Annotated in this window: 22 protein-coding genes; 17 read left to right on the top strand and 5 right to left on the bottom strand. The window is 57.9% G+C overall.

Annotation, left to right across the window (positions count from 1 at the left end; translation table 11 throughout):
* Positions 1-68: 68 nt before the first annotated feature.
* From KCG46_RS03360 to KCG46_RS03420, 13 genes are all read left to right on the top strand, one after another.
* Positions 69-938, top strand: a complete 870-nt coding sequence (locus tag KCG46_RS03360) for an AraC family transcriptional regulator (protein WP_218403912.1) — start codon at positions 69-71, stop codon at positions 936-938.
* Positions 939-1,028: 90 nt separating this feature from the next.
* Entirely contained in the window at positions 1,029-1,457 is a 429-nt protein-coding gene (locus KCG46_RS03365) for an SUF system Fe-S cluster assembly regulator (protein ID WP_218403913.1), read from the top strand.
* On the top strand, positions 1,454-2,956 hold the full coding sequence (gene sufB / locus KCG46_RS03370) for a Fe-S cluster assembly protein SufB (protein ID WP_218403914.1): 1,503 nt from the start codon (positions 1,454-1,456) through the stop codon (positions 2,954-2,956). The genes KCG46_RS03365 and sufB overlap by 4 nt, the downstream gene beginning before the upstream one ends.
* Positions 2,956-3,639, top strand: coding sequence for a hypothetical protein (locus KCG46_RS03375; protein WP_218403915.1), 684 nt, complete (start codon positions 2,956-2,958; stop codon positions 3,637-3,639). Before sufB ends, KCG46_RS03375 begins: the two co-directional genes overlap by 1 nt.
* Positions 3,636-4,190, top strand: coding sequence for a DUF559 domain-containing protein (locus KCG46_RS03380; RefSeq protein ID WP_218403916.1), 555 nt, complete (start codon positions 3,636-3,638; stop codon positions 4,188-4,190). The genes KCG46_RS03375 and KCG46_RS03380 overlap by 4 nt, the downstream gene beginning before the upstream one ends.
* Before the next feature lie 5 nt (positions 4,191-4,195).
* Positions 4,196-4,720 carry a hypothetical protein gene (locus KCG46_RS03385; protein WP_218403917.1) on the top strand — a complete coding sequence of 175 codons (525 nt, stop codon included), beginning with the start codon at positions 4,196-4,198 and terminating at the stop codon, positions 4,718-4,720.
* Complete coding sequence (sufC, locus tag KCG46_RS03390) at positions 4,720-5,487, top strand: Fe-S cluster assembly ATPase SufC (RefSeq protein ID WP_218403918.1); 768 nt, start codon at positions 4,720-4,722, stop codon at positions 5,485-5,487. Before KCG46_RS03385 ends, sufC begins: the two co-directional genes overlap by 1 nt.
* On the top strand, positions 5,484-5,804 hold the full coding sequence (locus KCG46_RS03395) for a hypothetical protein (RefSeq protein WP_218403919.1): 321 nt from the start codon (positions 5,484-5,486) through the stop codon (positions 5,802-5,804). Before sufC ends, KCG46_RS03395 begins: the two co-directional genes overlap by 4 nt.
* Positions 5,801-6,559, top strand: coding sequence for a SufD family Fe-S cluster assembly protein (locus tag KCG46_RS03400; protein ID WP_218403920.1), 759 nt, complete (start codon positions 5,801-5,803; stop codon positions 6,557-6,559). Before KCG46_RS03395 ends, KCG46_RS03400 begins: the two co-directional genes overlap by 4 nt.
* The gene (locus KCG46_RS03405; protein WP_218403921.1) at positions 6,556-7,788 is read left to right on the top strand and encodes an aminotransferase class V-fold PLP-dependent enzyme; all 1,233 of its coding nucleotides are present in this window, start codon (positions 6,556-6,558) and stop codon (positions 7,786-7,788) included. The genes KCG46_RS03400 and KCG46_RS03405 overlap by 4 nt, the downstream gene beginning before the upstream one ends.
* On the top strand, positions 7,788-8,294 hold the full coding sequence (locus KCG46_RS03410) for an SUF system Fe-S cluster assembly protein (protein WP_218405276.1): 507 nt from the start codon (positions 7,788-7,790) through the stop codon (positions 8,292-8,294). Before KCG46_RS03405 ends, KCG46_RS03410 begins: the two co-directional genes overlap by 1 nt.
* A complete protein-coding gene (locus tag KCG46_RS03415) occupies positions 8,294-8,650 on the top strand; it encodes a HesB/IscA family protein (protein ID WP_218403922.1) in 357 nt (118 codons plus the stop codon). The genes KCG46_RS03410 and KCG46_RS03415 overlap by 1 nt, the downstream gene beginning before the upstream one ends.
* 63 nt (positions 8,651-8,713) lie before the next feature.
* A complete protein-coding gene (locus KCG46_RS03420) occupies positions 8,714-9,163 on the top strand; it encodes a hypothetical protein (protein ID WP_218403923.1) in 450 nt (149 codons plus the stop codon).
* A 3-nt stretch (positions 9,164-9,166) separates the two neighbouring features.
* Here KCG46_RS03420 and KCG46_RS03425 read toward each other — a convergent pair whose 3' ends face one another.
* The 3 genes from KCG46_RS03425 to KCG46_RS03435 all read right to left on the bottom strand — a co-directional run bounded on the left by KCG46_RS03425 (position 9,167) and on the right by KCG46_RS03435 (position 11,274).
* Positions 9,167-10,120, bottom strand: a complete 954-nt coding sequence (locus KCG46_RS03425) for an SH2 domain-containing protein (protein ID WP_218403924.1) — start codon at positions 10,118-10,120, stop codon at positions 9,167-9,169.
* A 64-nt stretch (positions 10,121-10,184) separates the two neighbouring features.
* Positions 10,185-10,580 carry a hypothetical protein gene (locus KCG46_RS03430; RefSeq protein WP_218403925.1) on the bottom strand — a complete coding sequence of 132 codons (396 nt, stop codon included), beginning with the start codon at positions 10,578-10,580 and terminating at the stop codon, positions 10,185-10,187.
* Complete coding sequence (locus tag KCG46_RS03435) at positions 10,573-11,274, bottom strand: EI24 domain-containing protein (protein ID WP_218403926.1); 702 nt, start codon at positions 11,272-11,274, stop codon at positions 10,573-10,575. The genes KCG46_RS03430 and KCG46_RS03435 overlap by 8 nt, the downstream gene beginning before the upstream one ends.
* A gap of 132 nt (positions 11,275-11,406) precedes the next feature.
* Between KCG46_RS03435 and KCG46_RS03440 the strand changes: the two genes are divergently transcribed.
* Positions 11,407-12,399 (top strand): adenosine kinase, encoded by a 993-nt coding sequence (locus KCG46_RS03440; RefSeq protein ID WP_218403927.1) that lies wholly within the window; start codon positions 11,407-11,409, stop codon positions 12,397-12,399.
* 181 nt (positions 12,400-12,580) lie between these two features.
* On the opposite strand, the gene KCG46_RS03445 is transcribed toward KCG46_RS03440, so the two are convergent.
* Together KCG46_RS03445 and purD are read right to left on the bottom strand one after the other, a co-directional pair.
* Positions 12,581-12,943: a hypothetical protein gene (locus tag KCG46_RS03445; RefSeq protein ID WP_255551741.1), complete on the bottom strand. Its 363-nt coding sequence runs from the start codon at positions 12,941-12,943 to the stop codon at positions 12,581-12,583.
* Positions 12,944-12,987: 44 nt separating this feature from the next.
* Entirely contained in the window at positions 12,988-14,265 is a 1,278-nt protein-coding gene (gene purD, locus KCG46_RS03450; RefSeq protein WP_218403928.1) for a phosphoribosylamine--glycine ligase, read from the bottom strand.
* Between purD and xseA the strand changes: the two genes are divergently transcribed.
* From xseA to KCG46_RS03465, 3 genes are read left to right on the top strand one after another with little or no spacing between them, the layout of a single operon-like run.
* Positions 14,264-15,766, top strand: coding sequence for an exodeoxyribonuclease VII large subunit (xseA, locus tag KCG46_RS03455; protein ID WP_218403929.1), 1,503 nt, complete (start codon positions 14,264-14,266; stop codon positions 15,764-15,766). The two genes, purD and xseA, sit on opposite strands and share 2 nt — an antisense overlap.
* 24 nt (positions 15,767-15,790) lie before the next feature.
* Positions 15,791-15,994: a DUF2093 domain-containing protein gene (locus tag KCG46_RS03460; protein WP_218403930.1), complete on the top strand. Its 204-nt coding sequence runs from the start codon at positions 15,791-15,793 to the stop codon at positions 15,992-15,994.
* Between the two features lie 5 nt (positions 15,995-15,999).
* Complete coding sequence (locus KCG46_RS03465) at positions 16,000-16,914, top strand: M23 family metallopeptidase (protein ID WP_218403931.1); 915 nt, start codon at positions 16,000-16,002, stop codon at positions 16,912-16,914.
* Position 16,915: the final 1 nt, after the last annotated feature.

Genomic DNA, 16,915 nt, shown 5'->3' on the forward strand with positions numbered 1-16,915 from the left:
GACGGGACATCCGGTTCCTGAAGCTACGGCACAAGGGGCGGCGTGTTAGCGGGTCGCATTAAGCTGCCATGCCGCCTCTTTTTCATCTTGAGTACTTTGATCCTCCCGGAGAACTGTCCGAACATGTGCTGGCGCTGTTTCACTTTGCGTGGGATGAAGTCGACATTGCGGATCGTCATCCCGGCGCGTTGCCGCAAATCGTTTTATTCCCATACGGATCGGGTGAAATGCAGGTGGATGGCCGCGCGGAACCTATAACAGGCGAGGCCCACATGCTCGCGGGGTTCGAAACGGCGGCGCCCTTTACATTCAATGGACCATGGCATGCTATCGGGGCTTCGCTGTCACCTCTCGGCTGGGCCGCATTGGCGCGGCAACCTGCGAATGAGCACTTAAATCGGCTTTTACCTGCTGATGAGCTGGTGGGGCCGGATGTCAACGCATTCGCTAAAAAGACCAATGACCTTTATCGCTCAAACAAACTTTCAGGGTTAGAGGCCTGCAAAATTCTGGCTGATTGGATTGCACCGCGTTTTCACCCTGTATCCGAAGAACACGCTGCTCTGATCAAACAGGGGCTCGCCTGGCTCAGTTCGTCACTTAATCCCGATATTGAAATGCTTTTCGCCAAGACCGCTTATTCGCGGCGTCAGACAGAACGGCTAGTGACAAGATATTTCGGGTTCACACCAAGAGCGCTTGCGCGGAAATATCGGGCCGTGCGTGCAGCGAGTTTGCTTGCTCAACCGGAATTGACCGACGAAGGCGAAGCGGAGATTGCGGCGGCGTTTTACGATCAGCCGCATATGATCCGCGAAATCCGCCGTTATTGCGGCTACACACCGACGCGGCTTGGCGGTCCCGAGGAGCCTCTGTTCCAAACTATGCTGAGATTGAAAAATCTGGATCGGTTGGAGGAATTTAGAACCATCGGATGAGGGTTCATTCCAAGTTCTTGCGAAGCGCTAACGACTCGCAACAAGGGGTTTGGACTTGAATTTGGATCAAAATGCTCCGAATTAGCCCGCATGCGCCTTTCCAACCTTGCAGACTACGCTGTCATTACGATGAGCGCGGCCGCTGGCCATTGTGGTGGGACACGAACCAGCGCGAGCGAACTCGCGGCGGAAACGGGCCTGCCCAAACCGACTGTGCAAAAGCTGGTTAGCAAGCTGACCGGTGCCGGATTGCTGCGTTCAGAACGCGGCGCGCATGGCGGACTGCAACTTGCCCGGCCGGCCGCCGCCATAACTGTTGCGGATATTGTCGAGGCGGTCGAAGGGCCAATTGCGCTCACCGCCTGTATTGATGCGAACGGTGATTGCGATCACGAAGCGCGCTGTTCGATGAAACCCCACTGGCCAGTCATCAATGACGCCCTGCGCAGCGCGCTGGCCGAAATCACTTTAACGCAATTACGCACCGAACCCCTCTCTCGCGAAAAAGAAGTGGCATGACCGAAAACGTCGATCTCAAAACCCCCGAAGCGGAAATGGATGCTGATGCGAAAGCTGCGGCAGCGGCGAACGCTGGCGAGTACGAGCACGGTTGGTCCTCTGACATTGAAACCGAGTTTGCCGAAAAGGGCCTGACGGAAGATACCGTCCGCTTTATTTCGGGTAAGAAGGGTGAGCCGGAATGGATGCTCGAATGGCGACTGAAAGCGTTTCGGTTATGGCAAACCATGGAAGAGCCCGATTGGGCCAAAGTCGGCTATCCGAAAATCGATTATCAGGACGCGTACTATTACGCCGCGCCTACTAAAAAGATCGAACTCGATTCGCTTGATGATCTCGATCCCGAGATTAAGCGCGTTTACGACAAGCTCGGCATTCCCTTGGGCGAACAGGAAGTGCTTGCCGGGGTAAAGGGGGCAAAGAAAGTTGCCGTTGACGCCGTGTTTGACAGTGTCAGCGTTGCGACCTCTTTTCGCGAAGAGCTGATGCGAGCAGGCGTGATCTTCCGCTCAATCTCAGAAGCGATCAAAGAATATCCCGAGCTGGTGAAGCAGTGGCTGGGCCGCGTTGTGCCTACCCGCGACAACTATTTTGCCTGCCTCAACGCAGCGGTGTTTTCCGACGGTACATTTGTGTATGTACCAGAAGGCGTGCGCTGCCCGATGGAGCTGAGCACCTATTTCCGCATCAACGCCGAAAACACCGGCCAGTTTGAACGCACTCTGATCATCGCCGAAAAAGGCGCTTACGTTTCTTATCTCGAAGGTTGCACCGCGCCGATGCGCGACGAAAACCAGCTGCACGCTGCCGTGGTCGAACTAGTCGCGATGGAAGACGCAGAGATCAAATATTCGACCGTGCAAAACTGGTATCCCGGCAACAGCGAAGGCGTGGGCGGGATCTACAATTTCGTGACCAAACGCGGGCTGTGTCAAGGCGACCGTTCAAAGATCAGCTGGACGCAGGTGGAAACCGGCTCTGCTGTGACGTGGAAATATCCAAGCTGCGTGCTCAACGGCGAAAACAGCGTCGGCGAGTTTTACTCCGTCGCGGTGACCAACAATCACCAGCAGGCCGACACCGGCACCAAGATGATCCATAACGGCAAGGGATCGCGTTCAACGATCATTTCCAAGGGGATTAGCGCGGGTAAATCGAACAACACCTATCGCGGCCTTGTTCGCGTTGGCCCGAAAGCGGGAGGGGTTCGCAACTTCACACAATGCGACAGCCTGCTGCTCGGCGATGAATGCGGCGCGCACACTGTGCCCTATATCGAGGTCAAGAACCCCGGCGCGCAGATCGAGCATGAGGCAACCACCTCCAAAATCAGCGACGAGCAATTGTTTTACGCCATGCAGCGCGGGCTGGACGAGGAAGAGGCCGTGGCCCTGATCGTCAACGGTTTTGCGAAAGATGTGCTGAAAGAGCTGCCGATGGAATTTGCCGTGGAAGCGCAAAAGCTTCTGGCAATTTCTCTTGAGGGGAGTGTGGGCTAGTGAGCCTGACTTACGAAGTCGCGGTACCGAAAGGGAAATGGCCAAGCTTTGGCCAGATGAATGCGGCGCTACAACAGCGTGGCTACCCATTGCGCGTTCTGCTCCAAGGCGATCAGCAGCTTGATGATCCGATGCAGGAATTTGACGGCTTCCTGAGCTTCCATGTCGAATTCATGGGCGAGTTCCAAGAGATGGAAGTCTATTGCGCCCCCTACGGCCCGAAGGGTCGAGATACAGAAGACACGAACGAACATCTTGAGCAGATCGGCTCTGATCACCGCGTGCAAGATGGCGACTACAATATGAATGTCGGCTTCAGCCCTAGCATTCCGCAGAAATATTTCGCGCCATATTGCCTCCTAATGGGCACCTTAGTGCGTGATTTCGGCGGATATGGCTATGAAGGGCAAGGCCCGTCGTTTGGCCGAATGGATTGGGCTAAAGAATTGCTCGATAGTGCCGAGGGCATTGTCGAATATGAGCAACAACAGGCGAAAAATACTGCTGCTTTGGCTCGCGAAGAAGCGGACGCAGCTTTAGTTGCGAAAGGCGATGTGCAAGCCAAAGCTGAGCAAAAAAGGGGCTTTCCGCTTTGGCGCACTCTGGCATTAATTGTTGTCGCCTTGCTGGTGGCCGAATTCGTTGACAAAAACATCTATAACTTCACTGGAACGGGCGCATGACCGAGCGCAAGAAACTAGTCCTCAAGCCTTCTGATGAAGCGATTGATCCCGATACCCTCAACAAGAAGGGCCGGGGCTGGAAAATCTCAGACAAGCGCCTTGATGAGTTGCATGATCGTGCCCGCGAGATGAAGCGGTTTGCTTCGCCTGCACACAAGGCGCTGGCCAAGCGGTTTTCGGAAGCCAATCTGGGTCGTCACACCTTCAAACGCTTTGCCGTGGTCGGCAGCGCGATTGTCGATTTCAATTGCCACACTCTCGGCATGGCAATCGACATCTTTGAAGAGGATGACAACGAAACGCTGGCCACGCGGCGTGACAAGAGCCTTGAAGCGGTTGGCATCAAAGTGATGCGCATCCGCGCCACCGATATTCTCGATGATATGGACAAGGTTCTGGAACGCATCACCCACGGTATGCGCGCCCGCATCGGTGACAAACGCGAAGCCGCCCGCGCGCACCGCGAGGCGAACCCGAAACAGGACTATTACAAACGCCGCGACGAGAATGATCGCCCCTCACGCACGAACAACGATTACTCACGGGACTGAACGCTATGCCTATGTTTTCAATTGCTCTCGCCCCATTGCTTGCCTTGCAGGCAGCTGGCCAAACGCCTGTCGCGATCAAGAATGACGCCCCGGAAACGTGGACCGTCGAATATCCGCGCATCATCACCCCCTTTATTCAGGATTACCGCCGGTGCCTGAATGTCGTGAACCGGATGGTTTCTGGCAAAGCGAACCTCGAAGAGCAGCACCGTAGCGATATTCCGCGCTGCGCAGACACGTCTTCTGCTGCGCAAGCGGAGGCCAACCGGGTGCTCGCCAATCGCGGTGAACTTGAAGATTATGCGCCGGAAGACGTCGCCGAAGTCTTTGAACACATTGGCCGCATCCATATCGCGCGCGGCGCCGATCTTGATGCGCAATTTGTCAACCGGATGGCGAGCGCTGAACGCGCCGAGACAGAATACAATGAAACCAAGCCCAAGGGGCTGATTATGGATTTGCTTGATGCATCAGTCGTCAAATCCGCGCTCGATCAGAGCGAAAAGAACAAAGAGGACGCTGCGAAGTAATGTTGAAAATTGACAACCTTCATGCCGAAGTTGACGGCGCGAGCGGCAGCAAGACGATCCTCAAGGGCCTTTCGCTGGAAGTGCCCGCGGGCGAAGTTCATGCGATTATGGGTCCGAACGGTGCTGGCAAGTCGACCCTTGCGAATGTGCTCGGCGGCAAGCCTGGTTACGATGTGACGCAGGGATCGGTCGAGTTTAAGGGAGAAGACCTGTTCGAACTCGATCCCCATGAGCGCGCCGCAAGCGGCCTGTTCCTTGGCTTTCAATATCCAGTCGAAATACCCGGTGTTTCCAACGTTCAATTCCTGCGCGAGGCGCTCAATTCACAGCGCAAGTATCGCGGTGAAGAACCGCTTTCTGGTGGTGAATTCCTCAAACTTGCCAAGGAGAAGGCCGGCCTGCTGAAAATGGACATGGAAATGCTCAAACGGCAGGTCAATGTTGGCTTTTCCGGCGGTGAGAAAAAGCGCGCTGAGATGGTCCAGATGGGCATCCTCGATCCGGCTTTTGCCGTTCTGGATGAAACAGACAGCGGCCTCGATATTGATGCGTTGCGCATTGTGGGCGAGGGCATCAATTCCATCATGCGTGGCCAAGGCAAAGGTGTGCTGCTGATCACGCACTATCAACGCCTGCTCGATGTCGTGAAGCCAGACCGCGTGAGCGTGCTTGCAGATGGGCGCATCGTCCAAACTGGCGGACCAGAGCTTGCTCTGCGTCTCGAAGCCGAAGGCTATGACGCAGTAATGGCAGAAGCTGCTGCATGATCCTGTCCGCTATCCTCCTTTCTTTGCAGGCCGCACCTGCGGCTGAGCCTGTGTCCGAGCCCATTCCCGAGATAGTTGTGCTTGGCCGACTTCGCAGCCTGCAGGTCACAGTCGGGCAAGATCAGGCAGGAAGCTGGAATTGCTCGTTGAGCGGATCGACTGGTCGGCCAAGGCTGGACGATAAATTTTGCCGCGCGGCAACCAAATGCGTTCGCAAGGGCGCGAGCGAAACAGGCGCCGTTGAAAAATGTATCCGCAAGAGCCGCAATGGGCTCGTGAAGCAATTCGAGCGGGCAATGAAAAAGACATCAAAATGACCGAAGCACAGACCCTTCCTACCCGCCGTGATGAGGCGTGGCGCTATGCCGATATCGACGCGGTTCAGCGCCTGGGTACTGCCGCGCTTGATGCGTGGCAGGACATTGCCGTCGCCAATGGCGAGACATGGCAAGACACTATGGTTATTGGCACTGATGCGCCGGAACTCCGCCGTATTCGCCTGACGCTTGGCGAGGGTGCGACCGCCGCGATCTTTGTCACGAATACCGGACGCGATTTCACCCGCGTTGAAGTTGAAGTAACATTGGGCAAGGGTGCGCATTTCGAATTTGGCGGTGTGACGATTGGCGGCGGCGATGCCGTGCGCGAATTCGTGACTACCACTATCCATGCAGAGCCGGATGCGACCAGCAACCAGACCGTTCGCGCCGTGCATTGGGGCACTGGCACGGGCAATTTCCTTGGCGAGATCAAGGTCGCGCGCCATGCGCAGAAAACAGACGCTGCGCAGGACTTCAAAGGGCTGCTGCTCGAAGCCGGAGCAAGCGCAAACGCCGTTCCGCAGCTTGAGATTTTTGCTGACGATGTGAAATGTGCTCACGGTGCAACCGTCGGTCAGCTAGACGAAGCAGCGCGTTATTACATGGCCGCTCGCGGGCTTTCGCCCGAGCAATCCCAGCGTCTGTTGGTGCAGGCATTTCTGGGCGATGCCTTTGTTGAACTCGATGACGAGGCGGCGCGTGAAAAGCTGCTTGAAGCTGCTCTTACCGCTTTGGAGGGGGCATCGCTTTGAACGCTCCTGCTGCCATCTCTACTTTGCCTGATCTGCGCGGGGATTTTCCGGGAATGATCACGCATGACGGTACGCCGTGGCATTACCTCGATACCGCAGCAACTGCGCAAAAACCGCGCGCTGTGATCGAGGCGATGGGCCGCACACTTGGCGAAAATTACGCGACGGTGCATCGCGGTGTCTATTCGCGCTCTGCCGAAATGACGCAGGCTTATGAGAATGCTCGCCGTACAATCGCGAACTTTCTGGGTGGCAGCGAAAACGAGATCGTCTTCACGCGCGGCGCGACAGAGGCGATCAACCTCGTGGCGAACACGTGGGGCCGGGCCAATCTGAAACCGGGTGACCGCATTTTGATTTCCCAATTGGAGCATCACTCCAATATCGTGCCGTGGCAGATGCTGGCCGAGGCAACAGGCGCGCGGATCGATGTTTGCCCGCTTACCGATGATCATCAGATCGACCTAGACGTGGCAGAGGCGAAGCTGACCGAGGGGCACAAGCTGGTTGCGCTTTGTCATGTATCAAATGTGCTTGGCAGTGTTCTGGACGCGCCGCGCGCGGCCAAACTGGCGCACAATGTTGGCGCAAAACTGCTCCTCGATGGGTGCCAGTCTGCTCCGCATATGTCCGTGGATGTCGCAAAGCTCGACTGTGACTTCTACGTCTTCAGCGCGCATAAGCTTTACGGGCCAACCGGCATCGGTGCGCTCTGGGCGCGGAGCGACATTCTGGACGCGATGCCCCCATGGGAAGGCGGCGGCGCGATGATTGACCGCGTGACCTTCGAAAAGACAACTTACGCGCCTGCGCCGCAGCGTTTCGAGGCAGGCACCCCTGCTATCGGCGAAGCCGTCGCGTTCGCCGCGGCGGCCGATTACATCAGCGCAGTCGGATTAGACCGCCTGCACGCTCACGAAGCAGAATTGGTCGAACGCCTGCGCCGCGAACTGGGCGCGATGAACGATGTCACCCTGTTTGGCCCAGCCGACAGCGCCGGCATTGTCAGCTTTGCGATTGACGATATTCACCCGCACGATCTTGGCACTATCCTCGATGAGGCGAATGTCGCGATCCGCGCGGGCCACCATTGCGCGCAGCCTTTGATGGACTATTTCAAAGTCCCGGCAACCGCGCGGGCCAGTTTTGGCCTTTATTCCACACACGATGATATCGACGCGCTGCTGGAAGGGATTGCCCGCACGCGCCGAATTTTTGGGAAAGCATGATGAACAAACCTCAGGACGAGACAGAATTTGTCGCGGCCCCTGCGCCGAACGATGAAGTGGTGAAACCGCCTCGTGCCCGCGTTGCCGATGTGATTGACCCCGATGCCGATGAAACTCCGGTTTCTTCCGAACCGCGCAAACGCGACTATCTCGATGGCTTTCTGCATCAGCAGCCAGCCGAGGGCGAGGTTGGCGGGCCCGGAAGCGATCTGCAAACTGCCGTCGTCGATGCGCTCAAGGAAATCTACGACCCGGAGATTCCAGTCAATATTTACGATCTTGGCCTGATCTACGGCGTCGATGTCGATGATGAGGCGGACGCAACGATCACTATGACTTTGACAACGCCGCACTGCCCAGTGGCGGAGACGATGCCTGGCGAAGTCGAGCTGCGCGCGGCATCCGTGCCCGGTATCCGTGATGCCGAGGTCAATCTTGTCTGGGATCCGCCATGGAGCCCCGAAAAGATGACGGATGAAGCGCGGCTTGAATTGGGGATGCTGTGATGGGCGATACCAAAACACGACAGATTCCGGCCGCCGTAACTCTTACTACAGGGGCAGAAGAGCGCGTCGCTTACTTGATGAGCAAAGCTCCGGGTGATGCGATCGGGGTAAAGCTGTCAACGCCGCGGCGCGGTTGTTCGGGCCTCGCCTATTCGGTCGATTACGTCACCGAGGAAGCGAAATTCGACGAGAAAATCGAAACTCCCGGAGGTATCTTCTATATCGACGGTGCAAGTGTGCTCTATCTTGTTGGGTCCATCATGGACTGGGTCGAGGACGATTTTACAGCGGGCTTCACGTTTGAAAACCCGAACGCAAAGGGTGCATGCGGCTGCGGCGAGAGCTTTATGGTCTGAGGCGTCTATTGCCACATACGGAGGCGACTCGCACAAGGTGTGTTGGTATGCTAACTCACCTGTATGGCCAACTCAGACAAGAACTTCCAAAAACGCTACGAAGATCTGATGCGCAACGCTGGTGACCACCGGCGAGCAATCTCGGCGCGTGCAATTAAGAATGAACGCCGCTTTCGCGCCGAACGAAAACGACTCAAGCAACAGCGGACCAGTGTAGAGCGTACCGATCGTGTCCAAAGCGACTTGCGCCAACACGCGGAACTTTTGCGAGTTGAGGCGCTAATCAAGCGAGAATTAGCGGAGCTCGAGTTAAAACTGGCAGCCACGAGCGACAGCGATGAGCAGATCCTGCTCAGGGCTGAGATCACGCATTTGCAGACAATCAAAACCAATTTGAGCCAAAGACCGCCTCGCAAGCCGCCCGAATCCGGGATTGCGGTACCGGCGGTGCCGCCCAAAGGCCCCTTGCCAAAGCAAGGCGGAGCAGAAGCCCCGTTGGATTTTGGCAGTTAAGCCTTAGTCCTCTTCGGCGATCCGTTCGATCAGGCGCGCTTCAATTGCGTCGATCTGTCCGTCTTTTTTAAGCTGACTTTCCAACCAGGACCGTTCGTTCTCGGTCACAATGTCGCCTGCCTCGAAATCTGCGGAATAGTCATTCTGCGGTCCATCTTCGCCGCGCAAGTGCTTGAACGCTTCCGAGACATTGGAACCGATGTTTGGCGTTTGACGGATCATGCGTCCGAAAAAAGCTGCATGATTGGCGGTGTTGTTCTCTACGAACTTCATCAATTCCAACTTACGCGCATGGCTAAGTTGTGCGTTATCCAAAGCGAAGCCGCGTATGTAATTCGCAATGGCATCCACAAAGAGATCGGCCCAGCCAGCATCGTTTTCGTCTTCCAGGGTCGCGTCTTTCAGACGGAACAGCAATTCGGCATCGAACCGGGTGACCGCCGCAGGGCCATAACCGCCACTTGAGAAAATCACGCGGCGCAAAATCCGCACTTCGGCTCCAGTGATATGTGTCGCTGAAAGCTCACCGCCGCAGCGTGTCGGGCCGGTGCCGCTCATCACTTCGCGCTCGACCTGTTCGAGGATGTAATTCTTAAGCGGGTCGGGCACATTTTCGGCGCGCTCGACAATCCGAACCAGTGTTTCGAGTTCCACTACGCTTTCAACTACGCCGTCATGGTCGACCTGCTGGATAAGCCATTCGGCTTCGGCTTTGTTGCATTGAAGGCGCGGCTGGGTGCCGTTGAGTACATATTCGCCGATGGCCTCGACAAAAAAGTCGCACCATTCATTGTCGCGGTCATCCAGCACGTTGTTGATCGCAAACAGTGCTTCGGCTTCTTCACGGGTGATGATGCCATCGCCCCAACCCTGACGGCGCAGGCCAAGCAATTCTTCAGGCGATACGACGCCGTCGGCTGCGGCGCGCTGCGCCAGTTCGGTGAAATGTGTGGTCATAGAACTGCGTCAAACCTCTTAAAGACTTGAGACAGGCTATGGCACGAATGTGCTTAAGACCCGGTTACCGTGCTTCGACTTCGCCCAGACATTGACCTTTATCGATCGCGGCCCCGCCGGAGCGTTGCCTGGCTTCGATATGGGTGGCGACCGGCTCCGCGCCAGCGGTTAGCGGGTAAAGATAGATATCGAGCACGCAGCTCGTCCCGGCAAACTGGAGCTTCCGGGAATCGCCCTCGGATAAATCGATCCGGGCCTTTCCTAAACGCGACAAGAGCCGGGAGGCCGGTGCGCCAATGATCCCGTCAAGGCCGGCGCGGTCAACTGTCGGCGCACGAAATGTCCCTGTTGGCTGCGCGCTTGGCGTTGCCGACGCGCTAGGCGGTACATACGTCGCACTTGAGCCTGCTGAGCAAGCGGAGAGCGAAATCAAAGCTGCTGGCAGGATGAAGCTACGCATGAGCAGCCTCCTGCCGCCGCATCGCATCATGCGCAAGGTGTGTTCCCGCTGCTGCACCGATTACCGGGGCGATCAGGTTCAAAAACGGCACGAGCATCATGGCTGCGATCACTCCGCCCAGCATCAGGCGCTCGGTGCCCGAAACGGGGCTGGGCAATGGCTGGCCATCGGTATGTCGCAGCCAAGCCATATCGGTCAGTTCACGCCCGAGCAGCACGGCGTTGACCAACAAGAACACGACAGCAGGGCCGAATGCCGTGAATATCAGCACAATCGCGAATGGCAGGGCGAGCAGGTTAAACCCAAGCGCTCTGCCCAGACCTTTGAACGAATTTGCGATGTCCTGCGGAAGAGGCAGCGGCTTCGCCTTTTCAGCGAGGTCGGGATAGTGCTTTGCCTCAACCGCGGCGACGATTTTGTCCGCGAAAAACTGCAAAACCGCCAGCGCGACTATCCGAAACAGGAACCAGAAGCCGAGTATAGCGAGGATCGCAGCGGCGATTGCTTCCAACCATCCATCCTCGCTGGCTGATCCGTACGCTGCGGTGAGACAGACGATGCCGAAATAGAACCCAATTCCCATAGCGATAAACAACAGCACCGTTATCCCGATGCTTTTCGCCGCGACCTTCAGAATCGCCGGATCGCCCAATTGGCCAAACGCTTTGGAAAGGGAGGCTATGACGGCGTTCATGCAGACTGCGATGCTGTTTCACGGGCGTGAAGTCAAACGCGAAGCCGGGGCACATCCACCCCTTGGACTCTGCGTCTGTTCCGGCTAGGCGGTCGGCAACTTCAGACATCTCCTAAGAACAGGACAACTTTTGTGACAGACCCCCGCTATGACGTGATCGCTATCGGCAACGCTATCGTCGATATTATTGCTAGCTGCGAAGACGAAACCATTGCCGAGCTTGACCTGAATCGCGGCGGTATGACGCTGGTAGATGCAGATGGCGCGGATAAGCTGTACGCCGCGATGGGACAAGCGACCGAGAAATCGGGCGGCTCTGCAGCCAACACTCTGGCGGGCCTTTCACAGCTCGGCACGCAGTGCGCTTTCATCGGTCAGGTCGCAAAGGACCAGTTTGGCGAGGTTTTCGCGCATGATATTCGCGCCGCAGGGATCGATTTCGACACGCCGATGCGCGAAGACGAGCCGCCCACGGGCCGCTGTCTGATCTTTGTAACGCCGGATGGCGAGCGGACGATGAACACGTTCCTTGGCGCGGGTCAGTTCCTGCCCGCTACCGCTCTCAACGAAGACCTTATCGCAAGCGCGAGCATCCTTTATCTCGAAGGCTATCTTTGGGATCCAGAAGAACCGCGCCGCGCCATGCGCCGCGCGATTGATGTTGCGAAAGCTGCGGGCCGCAAGGTCGCCTTCACCGCCAGCGAGAGCTTTGTAATCGACCGTCATGGCGATGATTTCCGGGCCATGATCGAAGACGGCGTGATCGACATCCTGTTCGTCAATGAAAGCGAGCTTGCGACGTTGACCGGCGAGGAAGACTTCGAGAATGGCCTGGCTGCGGTTGCAGGTAAAGTGCCCGTGCTGGTCGCGACCAAGGGCGAAGAAGGCGCGGTAGCCATCGCGCACGGCGAACGCGCCGAAGTCGCCGCAGAGCCGGTTGCCAAAGTGATCGACACAACCGGCGCAGGCGACCAATTTGCCGCCGGTTTCCTGTCAGGCTTTGTCAAAGGCGCTCCGCTGGAAACCTGCCTGAAGCGCGGCGCAATCGCCGCTGCGGAAGTGATCAGCCATTACGGCCCGCGTCCCGAAACAGACATGAAGGCGCTGATGTCTGAGAAATTGTAGGACACGGGTGACATATCGCCGAAGTGTCATGTGGTGCCTACAGAGCTAAATTGAGAGAAATCAGGACGTTGCCCGTGTAGGACACGGATGACAACTATCCTATTTTTCCGCGCCTTTTGGACGGGACTGACGATGTGAAAGAGCTTCCAGCTGTTTAGCGCGGGACTGGTGTGTAGGAAAATCAGAGTTCGGGGCGATACTGATCGCTTCGAAGCGCGAGCATATAATCAGCAATCTGCTTCGCCTCTGCTTCCGAAAGCTCGAAATCCATTTGCAAAGGATAATTGTGCGCATCGAGCAGCCATGGGCCCAGCGTTTCTCTTGTCAGCCCATTTCGATTGGCGATCGCGACAAAAGACGGAGCGTTAGGGTTGGGCGAGTCAAAAGCCCGCTCCACGGCATGACAATCGCCGCACACTCCTGAGATCAGCGAAGATGGCTGTAAGGATGCGGTTAGCTGCGGTGATGCAGCAGTGTGGCAGGCGGAAAGCAAGAGTGCTGTCGTGCATATGGCGGCAAAGCGAAGAGAGAAAGATGTGATCATGCTGCTAAAAAAGCATGGCTCACACCAGTGTGCATTGACCTATATCAATTTTGTGATTTTTCCCGCGCAACCTCTCGCCAGCCAATATCCCTGCGGCAGAACCCGCTTTCAAAACTGATCGCATCAACTGCTTTGTAAGCCGCCTTTTGCGCCGCAGTCACGTTCGCACCGGCGGCGGTGACGTTCAGCACCCGGCCTCCATTTACGACCAGCGCGCCATCTTTCACCGCCGTGCCCGCGTGGAAGACCTTCGCGCCGCCCGCCTCGGCATCGCCCAGATCAATTGCGCCGCCTTTCTTGGCGCTGGCGGGATAGCCTTCTGCGGCCATCACTACGGTAAGCGCAGTCTCTTCGGCGAAGTCCGCTCCAACGCTGGCTAGTTGGCCGTTCGCACAGGCGAGCATGATCGCGGCGAGGTCGCTTTGCAGGCGCATCATCAGCACTTGGCATTCGGGATCGCCAAAACGGCAATTGTATTCGATCAATTGCGGGCCGCTCTTGGTGAGCATCAGGCCCAGATACAGCACGCCGGAATAGGGCATGCCCTCGGCGCGCATGGTATCGACCGTCGGCCGCAGGATTTCATCCATTGCGCGCTGTTGTAGCTCAGGCGTTAGCACCGGCGCGGGCGAATATGCCCCCATGCCGCCGGTGTTTGGTCCGACATCGCCTTCGCCAACGCGCTTGTGATCCTGAGCGGTGCCGAACGGGATTATCGTCTCGCCGTCGGTGATCGCGAAGAAGCTTGCTTCCTCTCCGTCTAGGAACTCTTCGATCACAACCTCTGCGCCTGCCTCGCCAAACTGCCCGCCAAACATATCGGCGAGCGCGGCTTCGGCGTCCTCCAGCGTCGGTGCGATGACAACGCCTTTACCTGCGGCAAGGCCATCGGCCTTGAGCACAAAGGGTGCGTTAAAACGGGTAAGCGCACGGTTTGCATCGTACAGAGATGTTGCGCGTACATAGCCGCCAGTGGGGATGTTCGCACGGGCGCACAGATCCTTGGTAAAGCCCTTGGAGCCTTCCAATTGTGCTGCGGCGGCGGAGGGGCCGAAAACGGCTATACCTTCGGCCCGCAAGCTGTCGGCGAGGCCATCGACGAGCGGTGCTTCTGGCCCGATCACGACAAGGCCAATCGTGTTGGCCTTGCAAAACAGCGCCACAGCCTCGTGATTGCTGACATCAATCGACGTCAGCTCCGCACGCTCCGCAATCCCCGGATTGCCGGGGGCAGCGTACAGCTTTGCACACGATGGGGATTGCGCCAGCTTCCATGCCAGCGCATGCTCACGCCCACCCGATCCAAGCAGAAGGATATTCATGGCTCGCGCCCCCTCAAATTACGACGATTCCGAATCTGGCGGGTTGGTAGCGCGTGGGCGGCAGGGCGACAACGCTGAGCCGCTGTCGATCACCAAGATTTCGCAAGCGCTTAAACGCACGGTAGAGGATCGGTTCGGTCATGTTCGCCTGCGCGGGGAATTGTCAGGCGTGAAGCGGGCCGCATCGGGCCACGTATATTGCGCGCTGAAAGACGACAAAGCCGTGCTGGACGGGGTCATGTGGCGCGGAAACACGGACCGTATGGCGTTTGTGCCCGAAGATGGCTTGGAAGTGATCGCAACTGGCAAGCTGACCACCTACCCGGGACGGTCGAAATACCAGATCGTGATCGACAGCCTGGAGCTGGCTGGTGAGGGCGCATTGCTAGCCTTGCTGGAAAAGACGCGTGCCCGGCTAGAGGCCGAAGGGTTGTTTTCCCGCGAACGCAAACGCGCCTTGCCGTACCTTCCGCGAACGATTGGTGTGGTTACTTCACCAACCGGATCGGTTATCCGTGACATTCTACACCGGCTTGCGGACCGTTTCCCCAGTCATGTGATTGTCTGGCCCGTGCTGGTGCAGGGTCAAGGTGCTGCAGATCAGGTTTCTGCCGCGATTAGAGGGTTTTCCGAACTTCCGCAGGGCGGCGCAGTGGCGCGGCCTGACGTTGTGATTGTCGCTCGCGGCGGCGGTTCAATTGAAGATTTATGGAGCTTCAACGAAGAGGCTGTGGTTCGCGCCATCGCAGAAAGTACCATTCCGGTTATTTCTGCGGTCGGGCACGAGACGGATACCACGCTGGCGGACTATGCCGCCGATAGGCGGGCGCCGACCCCCACTGCGGCTGCTGAAATGGCGGTGCCGGTTCGGGTTGATCTTGATGCGACCTTGGCGGACTTCGGTGCGCGCCAACGCCGTGCTATCTATCGGCCGGTGGAGTTGGGGCGCGAACGGTTGGAGGCGCGCGTGCGCCGCATGCCCAAACCCGAACAAGTGCTGCAGGCGCAGGCCCAGCGGCTCGATGAAGCTTCCGAACGATTGCGGCGCGGATTGATGGACCGTGCGGGCCAAGGGCGCGAACGGCTTGCCGGGGTGGCCTCGCGGCTGTCGCCGAATGCTCTGAAGCGCGCGCATGGCGACTCACAGCGTCGGCTTGATAACACACGGCTAACCCCCGCGCTCGTCGAGAGGCCGCTGGTAAGCAAACGTAATGCGCTTGCCGCTCTCGCGAGGCTTGCCGAGCAGCTTCACCCGCGCAAACCGTTGGAACGCGGTTACGCCATCGTCACGGACGCGGGAGGCAAGGCGATGACCAGCAAAGCGCAGGCCGAGTGCGAGGCGGCGCTTAAGCTTCAATTCAAGGACGATGTGCTTGAAGTAACAACAGGCGCTTCCCCAGCGGCGGCCCCCGTTGCGTCACCTCCGCCAAAGCCCAAACGAGCGCCCAAACCGAAACCTGCGGCAGGAACTCCGCCGCGCCAGAACGATTTGTTTGACTGACCCCACGATGTTAGAGACCCACCCATGTTGATGTCTTCCGGCGATAAATCCGCCAAACTCCATTACGGCCCCTCCACCTTCCGCGTTTTGCGGCCGGGCCAGCACGTGTTTTGCGCAGTTTCGGGCGAGGTCATCCCGCTCGAAGAACTGCGGTATTGGAGCGCGGAGCATCAGGAGGCTTACGCCACGCCGGAACTCGCAACGCGCCGCCTGCTCGGCGAAGGGTGAAGCACATGGCATTGAGTTGGATTACCCTCGCGCTGGCATGCGCAGTGACCGGCTGCGCTCCGGGCGAAGCCGAAGTTACGGCTGAAAAGGCGCCGGTAGCAGCGCCAGAAGCGCCCACTTCTACTCAATCCTATTCTATTGCGCCGCCACCGCCCGCGACGCCGCCCGATTTTGATTTTACCGGTGAACTGACCCAGGGCGGCTGGATCAGAGGCACAATTCCCGTTGGCGCGCGCTCCGCCAAACTGGGCAACCAGACACTCACGGTAGACGAAAGTGGCCGAACATTCTTTGCCGCGTTCGACCGCGACAGCCCATCCAGCATCACGCTAAGCGCGACGTTGGCAAATGGCGCGACTTTTTCCGAGCAAATCACCGTTTCTCCCCGCAAATGGAACATCCAGCGGGTTAACGTTGCCAAGCGCGGCGGGGGCAGCAGCGAAGCGTGGTGGAAGAAGCGCGAGCCAGAATGGCTGGCGATCAAAGGCGCGCGTGAGAAAGTCACCGGCGCAGCCGGCTGGCAGCAAGATTTTGTCTGGCCGGTCAAGGGGCGCATTTCGGGCCAGTTTGGCCGCCAGCGTATCTATCGCGGGGAACCCGGCAGCTATCATTCGGGCATCGACATTGCGCCGGGTAATGGCGTGCCGTTTGTCGCGCCCGCCGATGGTGTGGTGGTGCTCGCGCGCACGGGCTTCAGCCTTGAGGGCAACATTATCATTATCGATCACGGGGCGGGTCTCAACAGCGCCTTCCTCCATGCGTCCAAACTGGCCGTGAAAGAGGGTCAGGCGGTCAAGCAGGGCGAATATATCGGCAATGTCGGCTCGACCGGCCGTTCAACCGGCCCGCATCTTCACTGGAGCCTGAAGTGGAATGATGCGCGGCTAGATCCCCTGCTGTTCACCGGCCCGATGAACTGAG

The sequence above is a fragment of the Erythrobacter crassostreae genome (genome assembly GCF_019204045.1).
Taxonomy (GTDB): Bacteria; Pseudomonadota; Alphaproteobacteria; order Sphingomonadales; family Sphingomonadaceae; genus Erythrobacter; species Erythrobacter crassostreae.